Annotated in this window: 18 protein-coding genes, 1 tRNA gene and 1 pseudogene; 19 read left to right on the top strand and 1 reads right to left on the bottom strand. The window is 74.3% G+C overall.

What is annotated here, in order from left to right; genetic code table 11:
- Positions 1–407: 407 nt before the first annotated feature.
- The 7 genes and pseudogenes from ssd to ACFWIA_RS30880 all read left to right on the top strand — a co-directional run.
- Positions 408–1,640, top strand: a complete 1,233-nt coding sequence (gene ssd / locus ACFWIA_RS30910; protein WP_387010561.1) for a septum site-determining protein Ssd — start codon at positions 408–410, stop codon at positions 1,638–1,640.
- The gene (locus tag ACFWIA_RS30905; RefSeq protein WP_387010560.1) at positions 1,637–2,797 is read left to right on the top strand and encodes a TadA family conjugal transfer-associated ATPase; all 1,161 of its coding nucleotides are present in this window, start codon (positions 1,637–1,639) and stop codon (positions 2,795–2,797) included. Before ssd ends, ACFWIA_RS30905 begins: the two co-directional genes overlap by 4 nt.
- Positions 2,794–3,732, top strand: coding sequence for a type II secretion system F family protein (locus ACFWIA_RS30900; protein WP_387010559.1), 939 nt, complete (start codon positions 2,794–2,796; stop codon positions 3,730–3,732). The genes ACFWIA_RS30905 and ACFWIA_RS30900 overlap by 4 nt, the downstream gene beginning before the upstream one ends.
- Before the next feature lie 44 nt (positions 3,733–3,776).
- Positions 3,777–4,520 (top strand): type II secretion system F family protein, encoded by a 744-nt coding sequence (locus ACFWIA_RS30895; protein ID WP_387010558.1) that lies wholly within the window; start codon positions 3,777–3,779, stop codon positions 4,518–4,520.
- An 83-nt stretch (positions 4,521–4,603) separates the two neighbouring features.
- Positions 4,604–4,870, top strand: a complete 267-nt coding sequence (locus ACFWIA_RS30890; RefSeq protein WP_387010557.1) for a DUF4244 domain-containing protein — start codon at positions 4,604–4,606, stop codon at positions 4,868–4,870.
- 25 nt (positions 4,871–4,895) lie between these two features.
- Complete coding sequence (locus ACFWIA_RS30885; protein WP_387010573.1) at positions 4,896–5,282, top strand: TadE family type IV pilus minor pilin; 387 nt, start codon at positions 4,896–4,898, stop codon at positions 5,280–5,282.
- Positions 5,279–5,656 (top strand): annotated as a pseudogene (locus ACFWIA_RS30880) (Rv3654c family TadE-like protein); the annotation flags it as partial. The gene ACFWIA_RS30885 and the pseudogene ACFWIA_RS30880, both read left to right, overlap by 4 nt.
- A gap of 72 nt (positions 5,657–5,728) precedes the next feature.
- Here the strand turns inward: ACFWIA_RS30880 and ACFWIA_RS30875 are convergent.
- Positions 5,729–8,131: a DEAD/DEAH box helicase gene (locus tag ACFWIA_RS30875; RefSeq protein ID WP_387010556.1), complete on the bottom strand. Its 2,403-nt coding sequence runs from the start codon at positions 8,129–8,131 to the stop codon at positions 5,729–5,731.
- A 193-nt stretch (positions 8,132–8,324) separates the two neighbouring features.
- Between ACFWIA_RS30875 and bldG the strand changes: the two genes are divergently transcribed.
- From bldG to ACFWIA_RS30815, 12 genes are all read left to right on the top strand, one after another.
- Complete coding sequence (gene bldG, locus ACFWIA_RS30870; RefSeq protein ID WP_003975386.1) at positions 8,325–8,666, top strand: anti-sigma factor antagonist BldG; 342 nt, start codon at positions 8,325–8,327, stop codon at positions 8,664–8,666.
- Between the two features lie 131 nt (positions 8,667–8,797).
- Positions 8,798–9,202 (top strand): ATP-binding protein, encoded by a 405-nt coding sequence (locus ACFWIA_RS30865; RefSeq protein WP_387010555.1) that lies wholly within the window; start codon positions 8,798–8,800, stop codon positions 9,200–9,202.
- A gap of 491 nt (positions 9,203–9,693) precedes the next feature.
- Positions 9,694–12,168 carry a sodium-translocating pyrophosphatase gene (locus ACFWIA_RS30860; RefSeq protein WP_387010554.1) on the top strand — a complete coding sequence of 825 codons (2,475 nt, stop codon included), beginning with the start codon at positions 9,694–9,696 and terminating at the stop codon, positions 12,166–12,168.
- Between the two features lie 140 nt (positions 12,169–12,308).
- The gene (locus ACFWIA_RS30855) at positions 12,309–12,896 is read left to right on the top strand and encodes a small secreted protein (protein ID WP_387010553.1); all 588 of its coding nucleotides are present in this window, start codon (positions 12,309–12,311) and stop codon (positions 12,894–12,896) included.
- 433 nt (positions 12,897–13,329) lie between these two features.
- Positions 13,330–14,814, top strand: a complete 1,485-nt coding sequence (locus ACFWIA_RS30850; protein WP_387010572.1) for a methyltransferase — start codon at positions 13,330–13,332, stop codon at positions 14,812–14,814.
- Positions 14,815–14,969: 155 nt separating this feature from the next.
- Positions 14,970–15,167, top strand: coding sequence for a hypothetical protein (locus ACFWIA_RS30845; RefSeq protein ID WP_387010552.1), 198 nt, complete (start codon positions 14,970–14,972; stop codon positions 15,165–15,167).
- 314 nt (positions 15,168–15,481) lie between these two features.
- The gene (topA, locus tag ACFWIA_RS30840; RefSeq protein ID WP_387010551.1) at positions 15,482–18,376 is read left to right on the top strand and encodes a type I DNA topoisomerase; all 2,895 of its coding nucleotides are present in this window, start codon (positions 15,482–15,484) and stop codon (positions 18,374–18,376) included.
- Positions 18,377–18,526: 150 nt separating this feature from the next.
- Positions 18,527–22,057, top strand: coding sequence for a dTMP kinase (gene tmk / locus ACFWIA_RS30835; RefSeq protein WP_387010550.1), 3,531 nt, complete (start codon positions 18,527–18,529; stop codon positions 22,055–22,057).
- 103 nt (positions 22,058–22,160) lie between these two features.
- Entirely contained in the window at positions 22,161–23,393 is a 1,233-nt protein-coding gene (locus ACFWIA_RS30830; RefSeq protein ID WP_387010549.1) for a DNA polymerase III subunit delta', read from the top strand.
- 141 nt (positions 23,394–23,534) lie between these two features.
- Entirely contained in the window at positions 23,535–25,193 is a 1,659-nt protein-coding gene (locus tag ACFWIA_RS30825; protein WP_387010548.1) for an alpha/beta hydrolase, read from the top strand.
- A gap of 96 nt (positions 25,194–25,289) precedes the next feature.
- Positions 25,290–25,363 (top strand) — tRNA-Thr (locus ACFWIA_RS30820).
- A 308-nt stretch (positions 25,364–25,671) separates the two neighbouring features.
- Positions 25,672–26,757, top strand: a complete 1,086-nt coding sequence (locus ACFWIA_RS30815) for a TolB family protein (protein ID WP_387010547.1) — start codon at positions 25,672–25,674, stop codon at positions 26,755–26,757.
- The last annotated feature ends 231 nt before the right edge of the window (positions 26,758–26,988 follow it).

The following is a 26,988-nucleotide window of genomic DNA, read 5'->3' as shown; positions in this document are numbered from 1 at the left end:
GCGCATCGTGATTCCCACGCGGTCGACCACGGAGTTCCCACGGTTCGCTATGGCGCGGTCCACATGGCCGGATTCTGACGGCCGTGCGTATCGCGGAGAACGGAACTCCACGTTCGGGATTCACGGACCTCCGGGGTCCGGTGGGTCCCGGGCGGGCGCCGAGGAAGGGAGCGCGTGCAGGGGCACGCGGGTCGCGTCCGGCGTGCACCGGGCGTACGGAACGAGGGGCTGGGATCGGAATGGACGGCACGGGGAAGAACGGATCGGGACCGGCGTACGGATCGGGAACCGAGTACGGGTCGGGGACCGAGTACGGGTCGGGGCCGACCCCGGGAACGGAGCCGGTGTACGGGGCGGGGCGCGGGTCGGGGGCGGTGGGGCGTTCCTCCGGTGAAGGGTCGACCCGGGTGGCTCCGGCGAGCCGGGGCGGACCCGTGCGCCGGGTCAAACCGGTGGCCGCCGCGGACCCGGTGGGGCGACCGCGCGCGTCCGGAGGCCCGTTGGTGCTCACCGAGGACCCGGCCCTCCTCGACGACCTGCTGCGGCTGTGCGCCGCGGCGGGCGCCCGTGCCGAGGTGCGGCCCGGCCCGCCGGAGCCCGCCCGTTGGGACTCCGCCCCGCTGGTCCTCGTGGGGCCCGACGCCGTCCCCCGACTGCGGGCCGCCACCCGCAGGCGCGCAGTGGTGCTGGTGAGCCGGGCGCCCGCCGACCCCGAACGGTGGCGGCACGCGGTCGAGATCGGCGCCGATCACGCACTCGTGCTGCCGGACGGCGAGGAGTGGCTGGTCGACCGGATCGCCGACGTCGCCGAAGGAGCGGACCGACCCGCCCGGACGGTGGGCGTGCTCGGTGGCAGCGGAGGCGTCGGCGCCTCCACCCTCGCCTGCGCCCTCGCGGTGACCTCGGCCCGGGCCGGCCGCCGCACCCTGCTGGTCGACGCCGACCCGCTCGGCGGAGGGCTGGACGTCGCGCTCGGCGGGGAGGACGTCGACGGCTTGCGCTGGCCGGCCTTCGCGGCCTCCCGGGGCCGGGTCGGCGGCGCCGCGTTGGAGGAGGCACTGCCCGCGCTGCACGGGGTGCGGGTCCTCAGCTGGGACCGGGGGGAGCCCGTTCCGGTGCCGCCCCCGGCCGTGCGCGCGGTGCTGGCCGCCGCCCGCCGCCGGGGCGGGGCCGTCGTGGTGGACCTGCCGCGCCGGGTCGACGGTGCCTCGGTGCAGGCCCTCGCCCAACTGGACGTCGGACTCCTGGTGGTGGCGGGCGGCCTGCGCGCGGTGGCCGCGGCGGGCCGGGTGGCGGCGGCCGTCCGCCCGGTGCTGCGGGACCTGAGGGTGGTCGTCCCGGCCGACCGACCGGAGCGCGGCGGTCCCGACGGCCCGGGCACGGCCCGCCTGCTGGGGCTGCCGTTCGCGGGTGAACTCCCGCGCGAGGCCGGGCTGTCGAACGCTCAGGAGGACGGAAGGCCACCGGGCCACGACCCCCGGAGCCCGCTCGCCCGGTTCTGCACCGCCTTCTGGGAACGGGCCGCGCCCGAGGCCGCGTCCATGGCCGCGCCCGACGGCCCGCCCGGTGACGCGGGCGGTAGCGCGGACGGCGGTAAGCCCGGTGGTGTGCCCGGTGGTGCGGACGGAGCGGGAGGATGAGCACGGTGGTCGGTGAGCGCATGCTCGACAGCGTCCGGCAGTGGCTCGCCCGCAGCGGGCTTGACGCCACCCCCGCCCACGTCGCCGAGGCCCTGCGCGCCCAGTCCGTGGTCCTCGGGGACGCCGAAGTGCTCGGCACCACCGAACAGCTGCGGTCCGAACTGGTCGGCACCGGCCCGCTGGACCCGCTGCTCGCCGACCCGGCGGTCACCGACGTCCTGGTGTCCGCACCCGACCGGGTCTGGGCCGACCGGGGGCGCGGCCTCCAACTCACCGGCATCGGTTTCCCCGACGCGGCGGCCGTCCGGCGGCTCGCCCAACGGCTGGCCGCGGCGGCCGGGCGACGCCTCGACGACGCCCGCCCGTGGGTCGACGCCCGGCTGCCCGACGGCACCCGACTGCACGCGGTGCTGCCGCCCGTCGCGGTCGGCTCGACCTGCCTCTCGCTCCGGGTGGCCCGGCCGAGGGCGTTCACACTGGCCGAACTGGCGGCGGCCGGGACGGTGCCGCCCGGCGGCGACCGAGTGCTGCGGGCCCTGTTGGACGCCCGGCTGTCGTACCTGGTGAGCGGCGGTACGGGCACCGGCAAGACCACCCTGCTGAGTACGTTGCTCGGCCTGGTCCCCCCGGACGAGCGCATCGTCCTCGCCGAGGACTCCGCGGAGCTACGCCCCGACCACCCGCACGTGGTGCGACTGGAGGCCCGCCCGGCGAACCAGGAGGGCGCGGGGCTGGTGACCCTCCAGGACCTCGTCCGCCAGGCCCTGCGGATGCGGCCCGACCGGCTCGTCGTCGGTGAGGTGCGCGGCGGCGAGGTGCTGGACCTGCTCGCCGCGCTCAACACCGGCCACGAAGGCGGCTCGGGCACGGTGCACGCCAACACGGCCGCCGACGTGCCCGCCCGGTTGGAGGCCCTGGCCTCGGCCGCGGGGCTCGGCCGCGCCGCGCTGCACAGCCAACTCGCGGCAGCCGTGGCGGTGGTGCTCCACCTGGTGCGCGACCGGCGGGGACATCGGCGGATCGCCGAGGTGAGCGTCCTCGGCAGGGACCCCTCGGGGCTCGTGATGACCACTCCCGCACTCCGGTGGGCGCCCCAGGGGTTCCTCCGTGAGCGAGGCTGGCCCCGGCTGCGGGAGTTGCTGGGGGAGTCCCGGTGAGCGGGGCCGGGGCGACGGCCCCCGGGGCGCTCGGCTCGGCGGTCCTGGTGTGGGTGGCCGTGGTGTGCGCGGGGGGCGCGGTCCTCGCGGCGCGGGACCGGCGGACGGTGCGGGTGCGGCGGTCACGGGCGCTCGCGGGCGCCCCGGTGCCCGGCGGGATCGGGGCGGCCTTCCCCGGCGCTGGACGGCACGCCGCCATCGGCCGTGTCGTGCACGGCGCGGGCGGACCGGCGGTGGCCCGGCTGCGCGGGCTCGTCGGACCCGAGGCATGGGTCCTGGTCGGCGGGGCAGTGGTGGCCCTCGCCGGCGAGTCACCCGTACCGCTGCTGCTGGCGGCCCTCTCGGTACCCGTGGTGCGCCGGGCACTGCGCGAACGCGCCCGTCGGGTGGCCGGGGAGCGGCGTGCCGACGAGGTGATCGCCCTGTGCGGGGCACTGGTCGGCGAGGTGCGGGCTGGACGGCAACCCGGGGAGGCGCTGGCGGCCCTGGCGCGGGCACCCGACGGCGGGCTCGGCGCGGCGGCGGAGGGAGTGCTCGCCGCGGCGAGGTTCGGCGGGGACGTGCCGGCGGCACTGGGGGCAGCCGCACGGGAACCGGGCGGCGAGGGACTGCGGGGGCTCGCCGCGTGCTGGCGGGTGGCGGTGGACCAGGGCGCCGGGCTCGCCGCGGGGCTGGAACGGGTGGAGGCGGCCCTTCGCGCCGAGCGGGACCTGCGGGGCGATCTGCGGGCGGGGTGCGCGGCGGCGCGGGCCACCGCCGTGATGCTCGCCGGACTCCCTCTGGTGGGGCTGGTGCTCGGCTGGGCGCTGGGCGCCGATCCGCTGCGGGTGCTGCTGCACACCGCGGGCGGGCTGGGGTGCCTGGCGGTGGGCGGGGTGTTGGAGGCGGCGGGGCTGTGGTGGGCGCTGCGGATCGTGCGGAGCGCCGGAGCATGACGGCTGCGCGGTCGGACGGATCGATCGGTGAGGGAGGAAGGGTGATGGGGCGTCGCAAACGGTCCGCCGCGCGGTGGGCCCGGCTGTCGGGGGAGCAGACGGGCTCCCGGGTGCCGGGGGCTCGGGGCGCGGGGTCGCTGAGACGGGCGGCGGGCCGGCCGACCCGGTGGCGGGCGGAGGCCGCCGGGGCACGGCGCTGGGTGGTGACGGTAGGCGCCGGCTGCGCCGGGTTCCTGCTGGTCGAGGGGGTCGCCGGAGTGGTGGTCGGGGTGTTGGCCGCGGCCGGTGTCCGGTGGTTCGACCGGCGGCGGCCGGCGGTCGGATCGCATGCGCCCCCGTCAGTGTGCGCGGAACTCCCCTTGGCTGCGGATCTGTTGGCCGCCTGTGTCGCGGCGGGGGCGCAGCCGGTGGTGGCGGCGCGGGCGGTCGGTGAGTCGCTGGGCGGGCCGGTGGGTTCGGCCCTGTCCTACGGCGCCGGGGAAGTGCGGCTCGGCGCCCGACCCGCCGACGCCTGGCGGGAGTTGGCTGCCCTTCCGGACGGGAGGGCGCTCGCCCTGCTGCTGGAGCGCGCGGGCGAGTCGGGTGCTCCGGCCGCCGTGCCCGTGGCGCGGTACGCCGCCGAGGTGCGGGCCCGGTGGGCCCGGGCCCGGACGACCCGCGCCCGCCGGGCGGGCGTGCTGATCACGGCACCCGTGGGCCTGTGCTTCCTGCCCGCGTTCGTCGTCATCGGAGTGCTGCCCGTGGTCATGGGGCTCGCGGAACGCCTGCTCGGCGGGGACGGGGGGTGAAGGGCTGATGCAGCGTCAGTAAGGCGGCGAAGCGCTGGGTTTCGAGGATCGACCAAGCACGAACGAGAGCAACGGGGATCGGCATGGCACGGGTGACGGGGGTCCACATGGAGCGGGTGAAGGGACGGGTCCGGCGGCTGTGCGCCGGCGGTGGCCGAGCGGTGGCCGCGGCGCTGCGGAACGCGGTACGGGGACACCACCGGGAACGGGGGATCGTCACCTCGGAGTACGCGGTGGGGTTGATCGCCGCGGTGGGCTTCGCCGGGCTGTTGTACAAGGTGGTCACCAGCGACCGGGTGCACGCCGCGCTGCACGGCCTCGTGGCACGGGCCCTCGATGCCCAGCTCTGAGCCGACGGAACGGTCCGCGCCCCCGGTGGGGCACGCTGCGGTGGGGTCCGGCAGCTCGTGGCGGCTTCGGCGCGCTGACCACGGGTTCGTGACGGCGGAATCGGCGGTCGTCCTGCCGGTCCTGGTGGTGTTCACGGTGGGCCTCGTGTGGGCGCTGCTCGCGGCTGCCGCACAGGTCCAGTGCGTGGACGCGGCGCGGGCGGGTGCCCGGGCCGCGGCCCGCCAGGACCCGGACGCCGTGGTGTTGGCTGCGGTGCACCGGGCGGCGCCGTCGGGTGCCCGGGCCACGGTGCGACGGGAGGGAGGTCTCGTCCGGGTGGAGGTCGTCGCCCCGGCGCCGGGCCCGGACGCCCTCCCCCTCCTGCGGCTGCGGCACACCGCGGTGGCTGCTGCGGAGGAGGTGGTGCGGTGAACGGGCCCTCGCAGACCTCGCAGTGCCCGCAGACCCCGCAGACCCCGCAGAGGCGACAACACTGGGGGCCCGGGCGGTGGCGGGACGGGGGACGGCGGCTCCGGGCTGGTGCTGGAGCCGCGGACCGGGGCGCGGCCTCGGTATGGGCCGTCACGGGCATCGCGGTGCTGGCAACGGTGTTCGTGGCGTTGCTGGCCGTGGGACAGGCCGTGGTGGTGCGCCACCGGGCCGCGGCGGCGGCCGACCTGGCGGTGCTCGCCGCCGCCGACCACTGGACGCGGGGCCGGGAGGCGGCCTGTGCCCGTGCGCGGACGGTCGCCGGGGCGAACGGGGCGCGGGTCGGGCGGTGCGTGCTGGACGGAGAGGTCGCCGAGGTGCGGACGGCCCTGGGGACGGGGCTGTTCGCCGCCCGGGCCAGGGCCCGGGCGGGACCGCAGGAGGCGGTGTCAGCCGGTGTCCCCGTCCGGGTCCGGGTCCCGCTGCGGGGCGTCGGCGAGGAGCGTGGTGAGCAACCGCAGCGCGCCCCGCTTGTGCAGCGGCTCGTTGCCGTTGCCGCACTTGGGCGACTGGATGCAGGACGGGCACCCGGCCGCGCACTCGCACGCTCCGATGGCCTCCCGGGTGGCGGTGAGCCAGTCCCGGGCGGTCCGGAAGGCGCGCTCCGCGAAGCCCGCGCCGCCGGGGTGGCCGTCGTACACGAAGACGGTGGGCAGCAGGGTGTCGGCGTGCAGCGGGACGGAGACGCCACCGATGTCCCAACGGTCGCAGGTGGCGAAGAGCGGGAGCATCCCGATGGCGGCGTGCTCGGCGGCGTGCAGGGCGCCCGCGAGCTGTTCGGGGCCGATCCGGGCGGCGTCGAGCTGGTCCTCGGTGACGGTCCACCACACGGCTCGGGTCCGCAGGGTGCGCGGCGGCAGGTCCAGCTTGGTCTCGCCGAGCACCTCACCGGTGACGAGCCGGCGGCGGAGGAACGACACGACCTGGTTGGTGACCTCCACCGACCCGTAGGCGAGCCGGGCGGAGCCCCAGGGGACCTCGACGTCGGTCTCCAGGACGGACACCGACGTCACGTCACGGGCGACCGTGGAGTAGGTCGGGGCCGCCTGCTCGACGAGCGCGACGGAGTCGTCGAGGTCCAACTGCCGGACCAGGTAGGTGCGCCCCTGGTGCAGGTGCACGGCACCCTCGTGGACGGAGGTGTGCGCGGCGGAGGCGTCGACCGTGCCGAGGAGCCGCCCGGTGTCGGCCTCCACGATCTGGACCGGTGTTCCTCCGCCGCCGCGGATGTCGGTCAGGTCGGCCGCCCGTTCGCGGCGCGTCCAGTGCCAGGCCGAGGCGCGCCGCCGCAGCAGCTTCGCCGCCTCCAGCTGGGGCAGCAGCGCGAGGGCCGCGGGACCGAACAGGGGCAGGTCCTCGTCGGTGAGCGGTATCTCGGCGGCGGCGGCACACAGGTGCGGTGCGAGGACGTACGGATTGTCGGGGTCGAGGACCGTCGACTCCACCGGCTGGTCGAAGAGGGCCTCCGGATGGTGGACGAGATACGTGTCCAGGGGGTCGTCACGGGCGACGAGGACCGCGAGGGCACCCGTTCCGGAGCGTCCGGCCCGGCCCGCCTGCTGCCACAGGGACGCCCGGGTGCCTGGATAGCCGCAGATGAGGACGGCGTCCAGGCCGGAGACGTCGATGCCGAGTTCGAGGGCGGTCGTCGCGGCGAGCCCCAACAACTCGCCCGAGTGCAGCGCGCGTTCCAGGGCCCGGCGTTCCTCGGGGAGGTAGCCGCCCCGATAGGCGGCGACCCGGCGGGCCAACGAGCGGTCGACCTCGGCGAGCCGGTCCTGGGCGATCACGGAGATCAGTTCGGAGCCGCGTCGGGACCGGACGAACGCCACGGTGCGCACTCCGTCGCGGACCAGGTCGGTCAGCAGGTCGGCGGTCTCCGCGGTGGCCGTGCGGCGCACCGGGGCGCCCTTCTCCCCGTGCAGTTCGGTCAACGGCGGCTCCCACAGGGCGAACACCACCGCACCCCGCGGCGAGGCGTCGTCCGCCACCTCCCGCACCGGCACCCCCGTCAGCCGGCCCGCGGCGGCGGCCGGCTCGGCGGCGGTGGCCGAGGCCAGCAGGAACACCGGTTCGGACCCGTAGCGGGCGCATAGTCGGCGCAGTCGGCGCAGCACCTGGGCGACGTGCGAGCCGAAGACGCCGCGGTAGGTGTGGCACTCGTCGATCACCACGTACCGCAGGGCCCGCAGGAACGACGACCAGCGCGGGTGCGAGGGGAGGATGCCGCGGTGCAGCATGTCCGGATTGGTGAGGACGTAGTTGCCGTACTGGCGTATCCACTCGCGTTCCTCGAACGGGGTGTCGCCGTCGTAGACCGCCGGGCGCACCGCCTTGCCCAGCGGAGCGGCCAGCTCCCGCACGGAACGGTGCTGGTCGGCCGCGAGCGCCTTCGTCGGCGCCAGGTACAGGGCCGTGGCCCCCCGGCCGTTCGGGGCCTCGGAGCCGTCCAGCAGCGCGGACAGGATCGGGACGAGGTACGCCAGTGACTTGCCGGAGGCCGTCCCGGTGGCGACCACGACCGACTCGCCGGCCAGGGCGTGCTCCGCGGCGGTCGCCTGGTGGGCCCAGGGGCGGTCGACGCCCGCGGTGCGCAGCGCAGCGGTGATCTCCGGCCGAATCCCCTCGGGCCACTCGGCATGACGGCCCGCACGCGGGGGCAAGTGCTCCGTATGAGTGATGCGGGTGGCCCTCCCTTGCCGCGCGGCGAGACGGCCGAGGACGACGTCAGGGGCGTCACCGGCATCTGCCCCCGGTCCGGAAGGGCGAGGAAGATTAGTCAAATCGGCCATTGGCACCGAGTGTGTCACTGGTCTGGTGGACAATCACTGTTAGGCGCCCCCGGGGCTCCTACGGCTTTGGTTGTCCCCGTCGTCTCGGGGGCGCTCCATGATTGAATGCCCACGCGGCTGGCGATCCGTCCCGGGGGTTCAAGCCGAGGTGTCCCTAGGGGCGACCGCTCGATAGCAAGGTGCTGGAGGATCCGTGGACCTGTCCCTGTCGACCCGTACCGTCGGCGATCGTACGGTCGTCGAGGTCGGTGGCGAAATCGATGTATATACCGCGCCCAAGCTGCGGGAGCAGCTGGTCGAGCTGGTGAACGACGGCAGCTTCCACCTCGTCGTGGACATGGAGGGCGTCGACTTCCTCGACTCCACCGGACTCGGCGTGTTGGTGGGCGGCCTGAAGAGGGTGCGGGCCCATGAGGGCTCGCTGCGCCTGGTGTGCAACCAGGAGCGCATCCTCAAGATCTTCCGCATCACCGGTTTGACCAAGGTGTTCCCGATCCACACCTCGGTCGAGGAAGCCGTCGCGGCGACCGACTGATACCGGCTGATACTGACCGAGTGTCGACCGATCTAGCTCCCGGGCCCGTCCCGGGAGGCAGCACGACCCTGGGGGACCGGGCCCCGGGCCCGGTCCCCCGCACAGCACGCCGGCCCGTCCGAGGGGGACGTATGACAACCGTCGAACTCCGCTTCAGCGCACTCCCCGAGCATGTGCGGACCGCCCGTCTCGTCGCGGCGGCCGTGGCCCGTCGGGCCGGGGTCGAGGAGGCCGTGCTCGACGAGGTGCGCTTGGCGGTCGGCGAGGCGTGCACCCGCGCGGTCGGTCTGCACCAGAGCGCGGGGATCGACGCGCCGGTCCAGGTGCGCCTGATCGAGGAGGAGAAGCAGTTCTCGATCGAGGTGGAGGACGAAGCACCCCGTTCCGGCCCCGACGCCGTCATCTCCGGTGAGAGCGCCGAGAGCGAGGACGAGATGGGCCTCGCGGTGATCAGCGGCCTGGTGGACGAGGTCGAGGTCACCGCCGGTGAGTCCGGTGGCTCCCTCCGCATGACCTGGCCCACGCCGGGACACTGACCTCCCGTCCGCCGGACGGGGTCCCCCCCCGCGGCGGCACACCCTCCCCTCCGCAGCGCTCCTGCCCGTCCCGTACGGCCGCCGTGGCACCGAGCCGCGCCCCGGGCCCCACGCGCGCCCCGGGCCCCACGACACGCCCTCGGCTCGCGACCGCCTGCGCCCGAACGGCGTCTTCCGACGCTCCGGGCCGCGCCCACCCCCATGGCCGAGCACGCCCCCCCATGGCCGCGCCCATCCGATGGCTATGCCCATCCGATGTGCGGGGCTCACCCGAACGGGCGTGTCCACCCGAATGGGCGTGCCCTCGGGAAAACACCACCCGACACACACCCGGGCCCTTTCCGGTAAACCGCATCTCAGCCATTACGTTGCTCGTGCGGATGCGAAGCACCTGAGAATTCCGCTCACCCGGCAGCGTCATCTGCTGTGACCGGGTCGAATCCTGCGATCCGTCCACGGCTTGAGCTACGTCCCAGTCTCCAGGAGGACGAATGGCGGAGCTTTCCCCCCGGCTGGAAATCGGCCGTTCCTCTCCCTCCGCCGCCGCGGTCCTGACCGGCGAGAACCGTCTGATCGTCGTGGTCGTCGCGGCCGTGGCGCTGGCTGCGCTGCTGGTGGCGGCGGTCCTGGCACGCCAGGTCCTCGCGGCGGACCAGGGCACCGACCGCATGAAGAAGATCGCCGCCGCCGTGCAGGAAGGCGCGAACGCCTATCTGACCCGCCAAATGCGCACACTCGCCCTCTTCGCGGTGCTGGTGTTCTTCCTGCTGCTCCTGCTTCCCGCGGACGACTGGAATCAGCGGGCCGGCCGATCGGTCTTCTTCCTGGTCGGCGCGGTGTTCTCGGCGACCACCGGATATGCGGGAATGCGGCTCGCCGTCCGCAGCAATGTGCGGGTGGCCGCGGCGGCCCGGGCGGCCACTTCGGGAAAGGGCGAACCGGAAGGGGACCGCAGCGTCGTCACGCACCGGGCGATGCGGATCGCGTTCCGCACCGGCGGGTTCGTCGGCATGTTCACGGTCGGGCTCGGTCTGCTCGGCGCCTGCTGCGTGGTGCTGGTGTACGCGGCGGACGCGCCCGAGGTGCTGGAGGGCTTCGGCCTGGGCGCCGCCCTCATCGCCATGTTCATGAGGGTGGGCGGCGGGATCTTCACCAAGGCCGCGGACGTCGGGGCCGATCTGGTCGGCAAGGTCGAACAGGGCATCCCGGAGGACGACCCCCGCAACGCCGCGACCATCGCCGACAACGTGGGCGACAACGTGGGGGACTGCGCGGGCATGGCCGCCGACCTCTTCGAGTCGTACGCGGTGACCCTCGTCGCCGCACTGATCCTCGGCGAGGCGGCCTTCGGAGACGCCGGCCTGGCGTTCCCGCTGATCGTGCCGGCGATCGGGGTGGTCACCGCGATGATCGGGATCTTCGCGGTGGTCCCGCGCCGGAAGGACCGCAGCGGCCTGACGGCGATCAACCGGGGCTTCTTCGTCTCCGCGACGGTCTCCCTGCTGCTCGTCGCCGTGGCGGTGGCCGCGTACCTGCCGTCCTCGTACGCGGACCTCGAAGGCGTCACGGACGCGGCCGTCCGGGGCCACGACGGGGACCCGCGGGTCCTCGCCCTCACCGCCGTCGCGATCGGCATCGTGCTGGCCGCGCTGATCCAGCAACTCACCGGCCACTTCACGGAAACCGGCCGCCGTCCCGTCCGGGACGTCGCCGGGGCCTCGCGCACCGGTCCGGCCACCGTGGTCCTGGCCGGGGTCGCCCTGGGCCTGGAGTCGGCCGTGTACACCGCACTGCTCATCGCCCTCACGGTGTACGGGGCGTTCCTGCTCGGCGGCGCGTCCATCACCTTGGCGCTGTTCGCGGTGGCGCTGGCCGGCACCGGGCTGTTGACCACGGTCGGCGTCATCGTCGCGATGGACACCTTCGGGCCGGTCACGGACAACGCGCAGGGCATCGCCGAGATGTCCGGGGACGTCGAGGGCGAGGGCGCCCGGGTGCTCACCGAACTCGACGCCGTCGGCAACACCACCAAGGCGATCACCAAGGGCATCGCCATCGCCACGGCGGTCCTCGCGGCGGCGGCCCTGTTCGGCTCCTACCGGGACGCCATCACCACGGCGGCGGCGGACGTGGGCGAACGGGTCGGTCCCGGTGGCCCGTTGGACCTGGTGATGGACGTTTCGCAGCCCAACAACCTGGTCGGGCTGATCGCCGGGGCGGCCGTGGTGTTCCTGTTCGCGGGGCTCGCGATCAGTGCGGTGTCCCGGTCGGCGGGCGCCGTGGTCCAGGAGGTGCGGCGGCAGTTCCGGGAGCGGCCCGGGATCATGGACCACACCGAACGACCCGAGTACGGGCGGGTGGTCGACATCTGCACCAGGGACGCACTGCGCGAGTTGGCGCCCCCCGGGCTGCTGGCGGTCCTGGCCCCCGTGGTGATCGGCTTCACCCTCGGGGTCGGGCCGCTCGGCGCGTTCCTCGCGGGGGCGATCGGGACGGGCACCCTGATGGCGGTGTTCCTCGCCAACTCCGGTGGGGCGTGGGACAACGCCAAGAAGCTCGTCGAGGACGGCGCGCACGGCGGCAAGGGCAGTGCGGCACACGAGGCGACGGTGATCGGTGACACGGTCGGCGACCCCTTCAAGGACACCGCGGGGCCGGCGATCAATCCGCTGCTCAAGGTGATGAACCTGGTGGCGCTGCTCATCGCGCCCGCCGTCGTCGCCTTCAGCCACGGCGACGACGCCAACCCGGCCGTCCGCGCCCTGGTCGCGGTCCTCGCCCTCGCGGTGATCGGTACGGCCGTGGGGATCTCCCACCGACGGGGCACCGCCCTGGACGGCGACGGAGGGCCCGGGGGAGGCCGTGGGGGAGACGGGGGCGGGGACGACGGCCACCGGGGCGACGGACAGGGCGGCGGTGGCGCTCGACGGCCGGCCGCGACGGGCGGTGCGGCGGTGGCGCCCTGACCGCGGATCGACGCGGTCGTGAATCTTCTCTCCCCCGCCCCGTACCGCTCTTGGTGCAAATGGCTTCAATAGCGGGTGCAGTGGACAGCCCGCAGGCGATCGGCCGGCGGCCGGCGTGTATGTTCCGGGGCCGAGAGGCCATGGAAGGGACCGATCCGGTGAACAAGAAGCTCGCAGTCGCACTGTCCGGCGGTGCGGTACTCGTACTGGCTCTGTCGGGATGCAGCGACGACGGCAACGAGAAGCTCGACTCCTGGGCCAAGTCGGTCTGCGACTCCGTCCAACCGCAGGCGAAGAAGATCGAGGGCGCCAACAAGGCGATCCAGGCGCAGACCGCCGACAACAGCAAGCCGGAGGACGTCAAGTCGACGGACTCCAAGGCGTTCCAGGACATGTCCGACGCGTACAAGGCGATCGGTGCGGCCGTGGACAAGGCCGGGGCGCCGCCCGTCGACGGCGGCGAGACCAAGCAGCAGAACGCCGTCAAGGAACTGAACGCCATCTCCACGGCGTACGCGGGGCTGAAGGAGCAGGTCGACGGCTTGGACACCGAGGACCAGGGGCAGTTCGCCAGTGGCCTCGACGATGTCGCCGGCGAGCTGATCAAGCTCAGCCGCAGCGGGAACGACGCCTTGAAGAAGCTGGAGGAGGGCGAAGTGGGCGAGGCCATGCGGAAGCAGGAGAGCTGCAAGACGGCGGGCGCGTCCCCGGCCGCCGCCAGCGGCTGACCCCACCGGCCCTGCCCGGGGCCGCCCCCGGCCAGCCCGTCGCACCCGGTGGCCCGACGCACCCCGTACCCGGACCCGGACCCGTACCCGTTCTGCGTCAGCCCGTCTCCCCGTGGAGTGCCCGTCCCCGTCCCAGGGGTCCGGCGCCCACCGGGAGGCGGGCGCCGTCGTGCCCGCCCTGCGCACCCGCCGTCCGGGCCCTGCCGCGCGGGGCCCGGCGGGCCGGCTCGCCGACGGGGACCGGGCCCACCACCGGTCGGCGGGTCCGGCGCCGTCCCCGGCCGGACCGGCGGGGGACAATGGGCGGGTGACTCTCTCGCGGCTGCCCGTGCTCGACGGAACTGCTGGTTCCGACACCCCTGACACCTCCAGCGCCCCTGCTGAACCTGATGCCCCAGGTGGCTCCAGCGCCCCCGGTACCCCGGGCGGCGTCGTGGAGGCGCTCCGGGCGGCCCTGCTCGGCGCCGACTTCACCGCGGACGGCCTGTTGGAGCTGCTGGGCGCGCCCGCCTACGCGGCGCTGGCCCGCGGCGAGACCGTGCCCGCGCTGCGCGCCAGCCGCGGCGACAGCCCGTTGGAGACCCTCGTCCGCCTGTTCCTCCTGCAACAACCGGTGCCCCGGGCCCGACTCGCGGACGTCCTGCCGGTCGCCGCCTGCGAGGCGACCGGCTGGCTCACCGAGGTCGGCGGGGACGAGTGCGCGGCGACCGTCGACGTCCGTCCGTACAGCGGCCCCGAGGGCGAGGACTGGTTCATCGTCTCGGACCTCGGCTGCGCGGTCGGCGGCGCCGGCGGAGCGGTCGGCGCGGACGGCGGACCGGCCGAGGAGGGCGTGGTCCTCGGAGTGGGGGGCGCGTCCACGACGCTCGCCGGGATCACCGTGCGCACCACGGTCGGCTCCGCGCTCGACCTGGGCACCGGATCGGGCATCCAGGCGCTGCACGCCTCCCGGCACGCCACCCGGGTCACCGCCACGGACCTCAACCCGCGCGCCCTGCACGTCACCCGGCTCACCCTCGCCCTCTCCGGCGCCCCCGCGGCGGAGTTGCTGGAGGGGTCGTTGTTCGAACCGGTCGCCGACCGCGGTTACGACCTGATCGTCTCCAACCCGCCCTTCGTGATCTCGCCCGGCGCGCGACTCACCTACCGCGACGGGGGCATGAGCGGGGACGCGCTGTGCCGTGCGCTGGTCCAGCAGGCGGGGGACCGGCTGAACCCCGGGGGGTACGCGCAGTTCCTCGCCAACTGGCAGCACGTGGACGGCGAGGACTGGACCGAGCGGGTCCGCTCCTGGGTGCCGCGCGGCTGCGACGCGTGGATCGTGCAGCGCGAGGTGCAGGACGTCACCCAGTACGCCGAACTGTGGCTCAGGGACGCGGGCGACCACCGCACCGACCCGGTGGCGTACGCGGCCCGGTACGACGCCTGGCTCGACGAGTTCGCCGCGCTCGGGACCCGCGCGGTCGGCTTCGGCTGGATCACCCTGCGCAGGAGCGACGCGCCGCGCCCCTCGGTGACCGTCGAGGAGTGGCCGCACCCCGTGGAGCAGCCCCTCGGGGACGTCGTGCGCGCCCACTTCGCCCGCCAGGACTACCTGCGCGCACACGATGACGCCGCGCTGCTCGCCGGGCACTTCCGGCTCGCGGACGAGGTGGTGCAGGAGCAGGTGGGACTGCCCGGCGCGGAGGACCCGGAACACGTGGTGCTGCGGCAGAACCGCGGGATGCGGCGGGCCACCCGGGTCGACACCGTGGGCGCCGGGTTCGCCGGGGTGTGTGACGGCTCGATGAGCGCCGGGCGCATCATCGACGCCATCGCCCAGCTCCTCGGTGAGGACCCGGTGGTGCTGCGCTCGCGGACCCCCGCCCAGATCCGGTCACTCGTCGAGCAGGGTTTCCTGGAGCCGACCGGCGGCTGAGCACCCCCCGCCGGCGGGGGCGGTCGCCCGGACCGGGGCGGTGCGCGACGGTTCACCCCGAAGGGCGGGCGGCGTTCACCCGTGGTTCGCCGCGCCGACTTCCGTAGCTGCCAACCTCCCACCGCTGGGGACCGCGGAACGGGAGGCTCTGTGCCATGGAAAGTGCGCCGGCGATCTTCGCGGGAATGGTGTTCGCCCTGTTCGGGGCCGCGTTGTTGGTGTGGACGGGGACCCGGCTGCGCCAGGGACTGCCCGTCGCGGACGGGGTCGACCGGGCGGTGTCCGTGACGGTCGCGACCGGGGTCGGGGTGGTCGCGCTGGTCCTGGCGGCCTGGTGCTTCACCCGGGTGTGAGCGGGGCCCGCGGATGCCGCCCGCCTTCGAACGGGAACCCCCGGCGGGCCGTGCGGAGGGGCGTCGCGGAGCGGCCGAAACCCACGGGAAGATCACCCTGTGCACTGCGCCGGAAGGACCTGTCGACACTCCGGGCGGCAGGAAAGGTGGTAGTCGGGTTACCGTTCGAGTGGCCGTTGCGGGCTTTTCCCGTTTGACACGGGGGCGGGATGTACCGTCACACTCCGCAGCGTCAGCGTGTGGACATCCGTTCCGCACCCGCCACCGAGACGTAACGCAGCGTCATCGAGCGCCGACCGGAGAGAAGAGCGAAGTTGTCCCCGACCAGCGAGACCGCACAGGGCGGCCGCCGACTCGTGATCGTCGAGTCGCCTGCCAAGGCGAAGACGATCAAGGGCTACCTCGGCCCCGGCTACATCGTCGAGGCGAGCGTCGGGCACATCCGCGACCTGCCCAGCGGGGCCGCCGAGGTCCCGGAGAAGTACACGGGTGAGGTCCGCCGCCTCGGCGTGGACGTCGAACACGACTTCCAGCCCATCTACGTGGTCAACGCCGACAAGAAGGCACAGGTCAAGAAGCTCAAGGACCTGCTCAGCGAGTCCACCGAGCTCTTCCTCGCCACCGATGAGGACCGCGAGGGCGAGGCCATCGCCTGGCACCTCCAAGAGGTGCTGAAGCCGAAGATCCCCGTGCACCGCATGGTGTTCCACGAGATCACCAAGGACGCGATCCGCGATGCCGTCGCCAACCCGCGCCAGCTGAACAAGAAGCTGGTCGACGCCCAGGAGACCCGCCGCATCCTCGACCGCCTCTACGGCTACGAGGTGTCGCCCGTCCTGTGGAAGAAGGTCATGCCGCGGCTGTCGGCGGGCCGCGTCCAGTCGGTCGCCACCCGGCTCGTCGTCGAACGGGAGCGCGAGCGCATCGCGTTCCGCTCCGCCGAGTACTGGGACCTCACCGGCACCTTCGGCACCGGCCGTGCCGGGGACGCCTCGGACCCCGCCTCCCTGGTCGCCCGGCTGACCGGCGTCGACGGCAAGCGGGTCGCGCAGGGCCGTGACTTCGACTCGCTCGGGCAGCTCAAGGGCGCGAACACCCTGCACCTCGACGAGGCGAACGCCCGGGCGCTCGCCGCGGCCCTGGAGCAGACGCGTTTCTCCGTCCGCTCCGTCGAGTCCAAGCCGTACCGCCGCTCCCCGTACGCGCCGTTCCGCACCACGACCCTCCAGCAGGAGGCCAGCCGCAAGCTCGGCTTCGGTGCGAAGGCCACGATGCAGGTCGCGCAGAAGCTGTACGAGAACGGCTTCATCACGTACATGCGTACGGACTCCACGACCCTCAGCGAGACGGCCGTCTCCGCCGCCCGCGCCCAGGTCACCCAGCTGTACGGGGCCGACTACCTGCCCGACAAGCCGCGCACCTACGCCGGCAAGGTCAAGAACGCCCAGGAGGCGCACGAGGCGATCCGCCCGTCGGGTGATCGTTTCCGCACCCCGGCCGCCACGGGCCTGACCGGCGACCAGTTCCGGCTCTACGAACTCATCTGGAAGCGCACCGTCGCCTCCCAGATGAAGGACGCCGTCGGCAACTCGGTCACCGTCAAGATCGCCGGCACCGCCAGCGACGGCCGGGACGTCGAGTTCTCCGCCTCCGGCAAGACGATCACGTTCCACGGCTTCCTCAAGGCGTACGTCGAGGGCGCCGACGACCCGAACGCCGAGCTGGACGACCGCGAGCGCAGGCTGCCGCAGGTCTCCGAGGGCGACCCGCTGTCCGCCGACGCCCTGTCCGTCGACGGGCACGCCACCAAGCCGCCCGCCCGCTACACCGAGGCCAGCCTCGTCAAGGAACTCGAAGAGCGCGAGATCGGCCGCCCGTCCACGTACGCGTCGATCATCGGCACGATCCTGGACCGCGGCTACGTCTTCAAGAAGGGCACCGCGCTCGTCCCGTCCTTCCTGTCGTTCGCCGTGGTCAACCTCCTGGAGAAGCACTTCGGGCGGCTCGTCGACTACGACTTCACCGCCAAGATGGAGGACGACCTCGACCGCATCGCCAGCGGTGAGGCCCAGGCCGTGCCGTGGCTGCGGCGGTTCTACTTCGGCGAGGGCCCCGCCCCCGTCGGCGACACCGGCCGCGCCGCCGAAGCGGGCAACGGCGACGGGGACCACCTCGGCGGCCTCAAGGAACTCGTCACCGACCTGGGCGCCATCGACGCCCGCGAGGTGTCGTCCTTCCCGGTCGGCGACGGCATCGTGCTGCGCGTGGGCCGCTACGGTCCCTACGTCGAGCGCGGGGAGCGGGACGCCGAGGGCCACCAGCGGGCGGACGTCCCCGAGGACCTGGCACCCGACGAGCTGACCGTCGCCTACGCGGAGGAACTGCTCGCCAAGCCCAGCGGTGACTTCGAACTGGGCACCGACCCGATCAGCGGCCACCCGATCGTCGCCAAGGACGGCCGGTACGGTCCGTACGTCACCGAGGTGCTGCCCGAGGGCACCCCGAAGACCGGCAAGAACGCCGTCAAGCCGCGCACCGCGTCCCTCTTCAAGACGATGTCCCTGGACACCGTCACCCTCCAGGACGCGCTCAAGCTCATGTCGCTGCCCCGGGTCGTCGGGGCGGACGCCGAGGGCGTCGAGATCACCGCGCAGAACGGCCGCTACGGGCCGTACCTCAAGAAGGGCACCGACTCGCGGTCGCTCACCGCCGAGGACCAGCTCTTCACCATCACCCTGGACGAGGCGCTCGCGATCTACGCGCAGCCCAAGCAGCGCGGTCGCGCCGCGGCGAAGCCGCCCCTCAAGGAACTCGGCGAGGACCCCGTCAGCGGTCAGCCCGTGGTGGTGAAGGACGGCCGCTTCGGCGCGTACGTCACCGACGGGGAGACCAACGCGACGCTGCGGGCCGCCGACAGCGTCGAGGAGATCACCCCGGAGCGGGGCTACGAACTCCTCGCCGAGAAGCGGGCCAAGGCACCCGCCAAGAAGACGGCGAAGAAGGCCGCCAAGAAGGCCCCGGCCAAGAAGGCCCCGGCCAAGAAGGCGCCCGCGAAGAAGACGGCGGCCAAGAAGACGGCCGCCACCGCCAAGACGGCCGCCGCGAAGAAGACCGCCGTGCCGGCCAAGAAGACCGCCGCGAAGAAGACGGCGACGAAGGCCACCGCGAAGACCGCCGCGAAGGCCCCGGAGACCGCCCCCGAGGTCTGACCCGCTCCGCAGGTCGTACGTCGTACGGCGCCCCACCGCGCCGTACGACGTACGCGGTGACGCCCGCCTGGCCCGGTGGGAGAGCCCCTGGACCACCCCGGCGGGTTCCGTCCGGAACCCGGTGTCAGCAAGGGCCGATAGGCTGTCAGGATGACCCGAGCCGAGCAGCCAACGGCCGGGAATCCGGCCCCCGACACCGCCCTGGTCGCCGATTCCCGAGAGCGCGCCATCCGCGCCCTGTTGCGGAACGCCCCCCTCAAGCGCCTCTGGGGCGCCCAGCTCATCGGGGGTGTCGGCGACGCCCTCGCCCTGCTCGTCCTGGTACTGCTGACCCTGCGGGCAGCGGTGTCCGAGGTGCCCTTCGGCGGCGACTACCGGGGCGCCGCACTGGCCGTCGCGGCCGTCCTCGGCGTCCGCCTGTTCGCGACGCTGCTGACCGGCGCGGTCCTGCTCGGCCCGCTCACCTCGCTCACCTCACCCGGCGGACTGCTGGACCGCCGCTGGACCATGATCACCGCCGACGGGCTGCGCGTCGCCCTGCTGGTCGTGGCCCCCCTGTGGCTCGACTGGACCCCCGGCAACGCCGTCACGCTGCTCCTGGTCACCACCTTCGTCACCGGCGTCGCCGAACGCTTCTGGGCGGTCTGCCGGGAGAGCGCGGCCCCCGCCCTGCTGCCCGCGCCCCCGCCGGAGGGCACCGCCGTCCGCCCGCTGCCCGACCACCTCGGAGCACTGCGGAGCCTGTCCCTGCGCACCGGCTTCGCCGCCGTGCCGCTCGCCGCCGCCGCGCTCGTCGTGGTCACCCTGGTGGGCAACCTGCTCGGCGCGGGCATCGACTGGTTCGGCGCCCACCAGGCGGCCCTCGCCTCGTACGCCGCCGCCGGACTCTTCGCCGCCTCGCTGTCCGTCGTCTGGTTCCTCAGCTTCCCCGCCACCCCGACCCCCCGCGCGCGCTCGCCGCTCGAAGGGCTGCGCCGGCCCCGCACCGGCACCGGCCCCGACAAGGGCCGCACCGGCGCGATCACCCTGCTGGTCCTGGCCTGCGCGGCCGTCGCCGCCGCGGTCGCCGCCGCCGTCGGCGTCGCCGTGCTGCACGCCGCCGACCTCGGCGGCGGGCCCGTCCTGTACGGCCTGCTGGTGCTCGCCCTGACCGGGGGCACCGTGCTCGGCATCCGGGTCGGCCACGCCGTGCTGCCCGCGCTGTCCCGGCGCCGACTCCTCGCCCTGGCCATCGCCGTCACCGGCGTCGCCCTGCTCGCGGCGGGCCTCGTCCCGGACGTGACCACGGTCCTGCTGATCATGACCCTCACCGGCACCGCCGCCGGGGTCGCCGCCCACACCGGCCACGGCCTGATCGACCTGGAGACCGAGGAGTACCGCCGCGCCCGCACCACCGACCACCTGCACGCCGTGGTGCGCGTGTTCGTGGCGCTGGGCGCGGTGACGGCCCCGGTCCTGGCCGGACTGATCGGACCGCACCGCCTGGAGAACGGCAAGTTCGTCTTCGACCACGGCGGCGCGGGCTTCACGCTCATGCTCGTCGGCGCCCTGCTGCTGCCCGTCGCGGCCCTCGTCCTCGCCCGCGCCGACGACCGCTCGGGCGTACCGCTGCGCCAGGACCTGCTGGACGCGCTGCGCGGCTCGGACCCCGCACAGGCACCGGCCGAGACCGGCTACTTCATCGCCCTGGAGGGCGGCGACGGCGCCGGCAAGTCCACCCAGGCCGAAGCGCTCGCCGAGTGGATCCGCGGCAAGGGCCACGAGGTCGTCGTCACCCGCGAACCGGGCGCCACCCCGGTCGGCAAGCGACTGCGGTCGATCCTGCTGGACGTCTCCGACGCCGGACTGTCCCACCGCGCGGAGGCCCTGCTGTACGCGGCCGACCGGGCGGAACACGTCGACACGGTGGTCCGGCCCGCGCTGTCCCGGGGCGCCGTGGTGATCTCCGACCGGTACATCGACTCCTCCGTCGCCTACCAGGGCGCCGGCCGCGACCTGTCGCCCACCGAGGTCGCCCGGATCTCCCGCTGGGCCACCGACGGGCTCGTCCCGCACCTCACCGTCCTGCTGGACGTCGACCCCGAGGCCGCCCGCGAGCGCTTCACCGAGGCGCCGGACCGGCTGGAGTCGGAGCCCCTGGAGTTCCACGCCCGGGTGCGCGCCGGCTTCCTGACCCTGGCCGCCGCCGCGCCCGGCCGCTACCTGGTGGTCGACGCGGGGCAGGAGCCGGAGACCGTCACCACGGTGATCCGCAACCGGCTCGACGTGCTGCTGCCGCTGTCCGAGGCCGAGATCAAGGCCCAGGAGGAGGCGCGCAAGGCCGCCGAGGAGGAGGCCCGCCGCCGGGCCGAGGAGGAGGCCGCGCGCAAGGCCGAGGAGGAGCGGCTGGAGCGCGAGCGGCAGGAACAGCTCGCCAAGCTGCGCGCCGAGGAGGAGGAGCGCAAGCGCCGCGAGCTGGAGGAGGCGCAGCGCCGCGAGGCCGAACGCCAGGCCGAGGAGGCCCGCCGCAAGGCGGAGGAGGCCCGTCGCCGCGAGGAGGAGGAGCGGCAGCGGGCCGAGGAGGCGGAGCGTAAGCGGCTCGCCGAGGAACGCGTGCGCGCCGAGGAGGAGGAGCGCAAGCGTCGTCAGGCCGAGGAGGAGGCCCGGCTCCAGGCGGAGGCGGAGGCCCGCCGGCTGGAGCGCCAGCGCAAGGCGGAAGAGGCGCTGCTGAAGGCCGAGGAGGCGCGGCGGGCCGCCGCGGCGGCGGAAGCGGCGGAAGCCGCGCGGCGTGCCGCTGAGGCCCGCAAGGCGGCGGAAGCCCGTAGGGCGGAAGAGGCCCGGCTGGCCGAGGAGGCCCGCAAGGTCGAGGAAGCGCGGCTGGCCGAGGAGGCCCGGCTCGCTGACGAGGCGCGGCTGGCGGAAGAGGCGCGCCGGGCGGAGGAATCGCGCAAGGCCGACGCGGTGCGCAAGGCGGACGCGGCTCGTCAGGCGGATGCGGCTCGGCGTGCGGCTGAGTCCCGTGCGGCTGTCGAGGCTGAGCGGTCGGAAGGGGCCGAGCCGTCGGAAGGGGGCCGTGAGTCCGAGGAGCCGCGGCGGCCCGTGGACCCCCGGCTCGGTCCGTCGGACGCCGAGGTGACCGTACCGACCCCCGTCGTGGCGAAGCCCGGCGCGCGTCCGGCCGGATCGGACGACGACACGGCGACGCTGCCCCGGGTCCCGCCCGGCGCGGCGGACGAGACCGCGGTCCTGCCGCCCGTCCGACCGGACGGCTCCGAGGAGGACACCGCGGTGCTGCCGCAGGTGACCGAGGAACAAGCGGCCCGGCGTTCGACGCACCGCGTGCCGCCCGGCTACTTCCGCGACGAGTTCCGTGACGCGCGGACCGACCGTCCCGCTGCGTCGCCCGAAGCCGGGAAGCCGGTCGGGGGCGGTGCCGGGGGCGGCGCCGGTGCCGGGGGCCTCCTGGGGCCCAACGACCGTACGGCCGAGCTGCCGCAGTTGGACGAGCAGGGCGTGCCCCGGCGGCGACCGCGGCCGGAGTGGGCGGAGGAGACCCCGCTCGACGACCTCCCGAGCCTCGCGGACGAACTGCTCGGCCCGCGCGACGACCACGACGACCGGGACGCCCGCGACGACCGGAACCGCTTCGGCCACGACCCGCGGGAGGGCCACGGCGGCCGGGGCGGCCGGGGCGGTCGATGACCACTGGACGTCCGGGGCGGCCGGGGCTGTCGGTGGCGTCGTCCACAATGGACCGCGCAGACGTACGTCACGCGTACGCGGGAGACACGAAGGCGGCAGCCCCTTGACCGTGTGGGACGACTTGGTGGGCCAGGAGCGGGTGAGCGGACAGCTCGCCGGCGCCGCCCGGGACGCCGACGCACTCGTGACCGCGGCGCAGAGCGGCACCGCGGGCGCCGCCGGAGCCTCTGACGGCACCGCCTCCGAGGGCTCCCGGATGACGCACGCCTGGCTGTTCACCGGCCCGCCCGGGTCCGGCAGGGCGACGGCCGCCCGGGCGTTCGCCGCCGCGCTCCAGTGCGTCAGCCCGGACCGCGCCCTCGGCGGCGCCCCCGGCTGCGGCTTCTGCGACGGCTGCCACACCACCCTGGTCGGGACGCACGCGGACGTGGAGATCATCCGCACCGACCTGCTGTCGATCGGAGTGAAGGAGACCAGGGAACTGGTCCGCAGGGCCCAGCTCTCGCCGGCGGTGGGCCGCTGGCAGGTCATCGTCCTGGAGGACGCCGACCGGTTGACCGAGGGCGCCGGGAACGTCCTGCTGAAGGCGGTGGAGGAACCCGCGCCCCGCACGGTCTGGTTGCTCTGCGCCCCTTCCCTGGAGGACGTGCTCCCGACCATCCGGTCCCGGTGCCGCCACCTCACCCTGCGCACCCCGCCGGTGGACGCCGTGGCGGACGTCCTGGTCCGCCGCGACGGCATCGAGCCGGAAGCGGCGGCGGCCGCCGCCCGGGCCACCCAGGGGCACATCGGTCGCGCCCGCCGCTTGGCCACCGACCCGCGGGCCCGGGAGCGGCGGGCCGCGGTCCTCAAGCTGCCGCTGCGGGTGGCGGACGTCGGCGGCTGTCTGCGGGCCGCGCAGGAACTGATCGACGCGGCGGCCGAGGACGCCAAGGAGATGTCCGAGGAACTCGACGTCAAGGAGACCGAGGAACTCAAGGCGGCGCTCGGCGCGGCGCAGGGCGGTCGGATGCCCCGCGGTACGGCGGGCGTGATGAAGGAGTTGGAGGACCGGCAGAAGCGCCGCCGGACGCGGACCCAGCGCGACAGCCTGGACCGCGCGCTCACCGAACTGACCGGCTTCTACCGCGATGTGCTCGCGCTCCAGCTCGGCACCCGACTCGCCCTCGCCAACACCGACCGGCAGGACGCCCTGGAGCGGCTGGCCGGGGAGGGCACCGCGGAGGCGACCCTGCGCAGGATCGAGGCGATCTCCGCGTGCCGGGACGCCCTGGACCGCAATGTCGCCCCGCTGCTGGCGGTCGAGGCGATGACCATGACCCTGCGGGCGGGCTGACGAGGGCCCTGCGGGCCGGTTGACGATGAACCTGCGGGCCGGTTGACATCCGGACACCCTGCCGACGTCCCGTTCACTCGTACGAGCCGATTGACCGAAGACCCTGCGTGAGGGTTCGACCGCGGACCGTAGTATCGGTGGATGCGTACGAGCATCCGTCGTGGTCCGCACCCCGTGGGGGCCCACCCGCTCTCCCCGTCCGGCCGTGCCCCAGGGAGCCCGCCCCGCGGTCCGTCCCCCGGGCGCCCGCCCGCCCGTGGCCGTCGGCCGCGCGGCCGACGGGCGGCGGGTGCCCTGCTGGCGGTCGCGACGCTGCTGTTGCCGGGCTGCGCGGTGAGCGGCTCCACCACCGAGGTGTCGCTGGCGGGCGCCCTGCCGAGCCGCACGCCCGAGGCGCTGGCTCCGCACTACGCACAGGAGCCGAACTGGCGGGAGTGCGCCACCGCCGGGTTCCAGTGCGCGACGCTGCGCGCCCCGCTGGACTACGGCCGCCCCGGGGCCGGTGACGTGAAGCTCGCCGTCGCCCGCAAGAAGGCCAGCGGGCCGGGCCGGCGCCTCGGGTCGCTGCTGGTCAACCCGGGCGGCCCCGGCGGCTCCGCGGTCGGCTACCTCCAGTCGTACGCGGGGGTGGGCTACCCGGACGAGGTGCGGGCGCGGTACGACATGGTGGCCGTCGACCCGCGCGGGGTGGCCCGCAGCGAGGCGGTGCGCTGCCTCGACGGCGCCCGGATGGACGCGTACACGCGGACCGACGTCACCCCGGACGACCAGCGGGAACGGCAGGCGTTGGTGGCCTCGTTCAAGGAGTTCGGCAAGGGCTGCGCCAGCCGTTCCGCACGGGTGCTGCCCCATGTGTCGACGATCGAGGCCGCGCGGGACATGGACCTGGTGCGGGCGGCCCTGGGCGACCGGCGGCTCACCTTCGTGGGCGCGTCGTACGGGACGTTCCTCGGTGCGACGTACGCCGGGCTGTTCCCGGCCCGGGTCGGACGGCTGGTGCTGGACGGTGCGCTGGACCCGTCGCTGCCCGCGCGGCGCATGAACACGGACCAGACGGCCGGGTTCGAAGCGGCGTTCGCGTCCTTCGCGAAGGACTGCGTCCGGCGGTCGTCCTGTCCGCTGGGCCGCTCGGCCGCGCAGGCCGGCCCGCGGCTGAAGGAGTTCTTCCGTGCCCTGGACCGCACACCGGTGCCCGCCGCGAAGGGCGGCCGGGAGCTCGGCGAGGCGTTGGCCACGACGGGGGTGATCGCGGCGATGTACGACGAGGGGACGTGGCCCCGGCTGCGGTCGGCCCTGACCGCCGCCATGGACGAACGCGACGGCAGCGGCCTGCTGGCCCTCTCGGACGGCTACTACGAGCGCGGTGCCGACGGCGAGTACGGCAACCTGATGTTCGCCAACGCCGCGGTCAACTGTCTCGACCTGCCCGCGGCCTTCACCTCGCCGGAGGAGGTCGAGGTGGCGCTGTCCGACTTCGAGGCGGCGTCGCCCGTCTTCGGCGAGGGCCTGGCCTGGTCGGCACTGAACTGCGCGTACTGGCCGGTCCCCGCGACCGGTGCCCCCCGCCGCATCGAGGCCCGGGGCGCCGCTCCGATCCTGGTCGTCGGCACCACCCGGGACCCGGCGACCCCGTACCGCTGGTCCGAGGCCCTCGCCGATCAGCTCGCCTCCGGGGTCCTCCTCACCCACGACGGCGACGGCCACACCGCGTACGGGCGCGGATCCACCTGCATCGACTCGGTGATCGACCGCTACCTCCTCACCGGCGCCCCGCCCGCTGACGGGAAGCGCTGCTCGTAGCGGTGCCCGGGCCGCTCTCCCGGGGGTGGTCCGGAGCACCAGTCGAAACTGTGTAGACTTTCCTCCGTCGCGCACCACATCCTGGTGCACACGCCAGCCGCCTTAGCTCAGATGGCCAGAGCAACGCACTCGTAATGCGTAGGTCTCGGGTTCGAATCCCGAAGGCGGCTCTGTAGAAGCCCTAGGACTCACTCGCCGTGACCTGGGGCTTTTGCTCTTTCCGGGGCCGGTCGGCGCGTACGCCGTCGCCGCACAACGCTGCCAGGAACTCGAAGGCAATGTGACGGCCTTCCACACCCTCAACTCCCGCTGAGCCCCTCCGTCGCCCCAGGTGTCGTAGGGCCCGGGGCAAGTGACGGGATGTCGTGCATACGGCGAGTGACGCATTGACGCCGCGGCGCCACCGCGGTTGCATGCTTGACGGTCCTCCGGTGGAGATCCCGGAGGAGAGACGCCGTGTCCTGCCCGAGGGGAGAACATGAGGGGAATCCCGAACCGGAGCACCACCGCACGTGTACGGAACGCCCTGAGCGCGACGGTCGTGGTCTGCGCCGTCACGCTGGCGGCACCCACCGCCGCCACCGCCGCCCCACCCGGGCCGACGGTCGCGACGGGAGGTTTCAGCGTCGGTGTGGAGAGGATCAGCGTCGCGACCGACGAGGGCTACGGCGCCGCCTCGATCACGCCCGACGGCCGCAGCATCGTCTTCACGTCGCTGAAGAACGGCCCGGCACAGGGCGGCAACACGGTGTACGTCCGCGACCGGCAGGCGGGGCAGACCAGGACGGAGCCCCTGAGCGAGGGCTGGACCCCGGCGATCAGCGGCGACGGGAGACAGGTCGCCGCCAACGCCCCGAGGCAGGGGATGACCGCCGAGCGGATCCAGCAGCACTCGCTGGACCTGGGCCTGCTTCCGGTCACCTGCGGTCGCTGCAACCAACCGTCGCTGAGCGCGGACGGCCGCCACCTCGCCTTCGGCCTCCTGCTCCACCCACCGCTGAACCGGCACGTCGTGGTCGCGGACCGCAACGGCGGCAGCGAAACCATCGCCGTCCTCAACACCTCGGCCCCGGCCCGGCCGTCCATCAGCGGCGACGGCCGCTACGTCGCCTACCAGGACCTCGCGTACCGGACCGAGGGCGTCTACCTGTGGGACCGGACCACCGGCACCACGTCGGGCCCCCTCGAAGGCGCGTCCACGAGCGCGTCGCTCGTCCAGCTCAGCGACGACGGCAGCAAGGTCGTCTACCTCTCGGGCTCCGACACCTACGTCCACGACGTCGCCTCGGGCCACGCCCAACGGGTCGCGAACGTGCAGGGCGTGGCCATCGACCCCACCGGCCGTCACCTGCTGTACGTCCCGAACGGCACGGGTGGACCGTCGCTCGTCCTGCGCGACCTCCAAACGGGCGCCGACGAGACCGTCTCCGACCAGCCCGCCACGGCCGAGGCCGACTCGGTCAGCGCCGACGGACGCGACGTGGTCTTCCAGTCCGCGGCCGACGGCATCGTCCCCGGCGACACCAACGGCACGTCCGACGTCTTCGTCCGCCGCTTCTCCTGATCGTCCCGGCCTCGGGCCGCGCGACGGGGTCCACCAGTCGGTGGACCCCGAGTTCCACCGGTCGCTGCTGTCGGCGCCACCGCTCGGACGAAGAGCATGGACGCCATGAAGAATCTCCCCGTACGCATGGCCCGTTGGAGCGCCGCCCACCCTTGGAAGGGCATCGTCGGCTGGCTCGTGTTCGTCGTCCTGTGCCTCGGCATCGGCATTACCGTCGGCGCCAACCCGGCG

Origin of the sequence: Streptomyces sp. NPDC127068, assembly GCF_042724695.1 — a bacterium.
Classification (GTDB): Bacteria; Actinomycetota; Actinomycetes; order Streptomycetales; family Streptomycetaceae; genus Streptomyces.
This window is presented reverse-complemented; position numbering and strand designations above follow the sequence as displayed.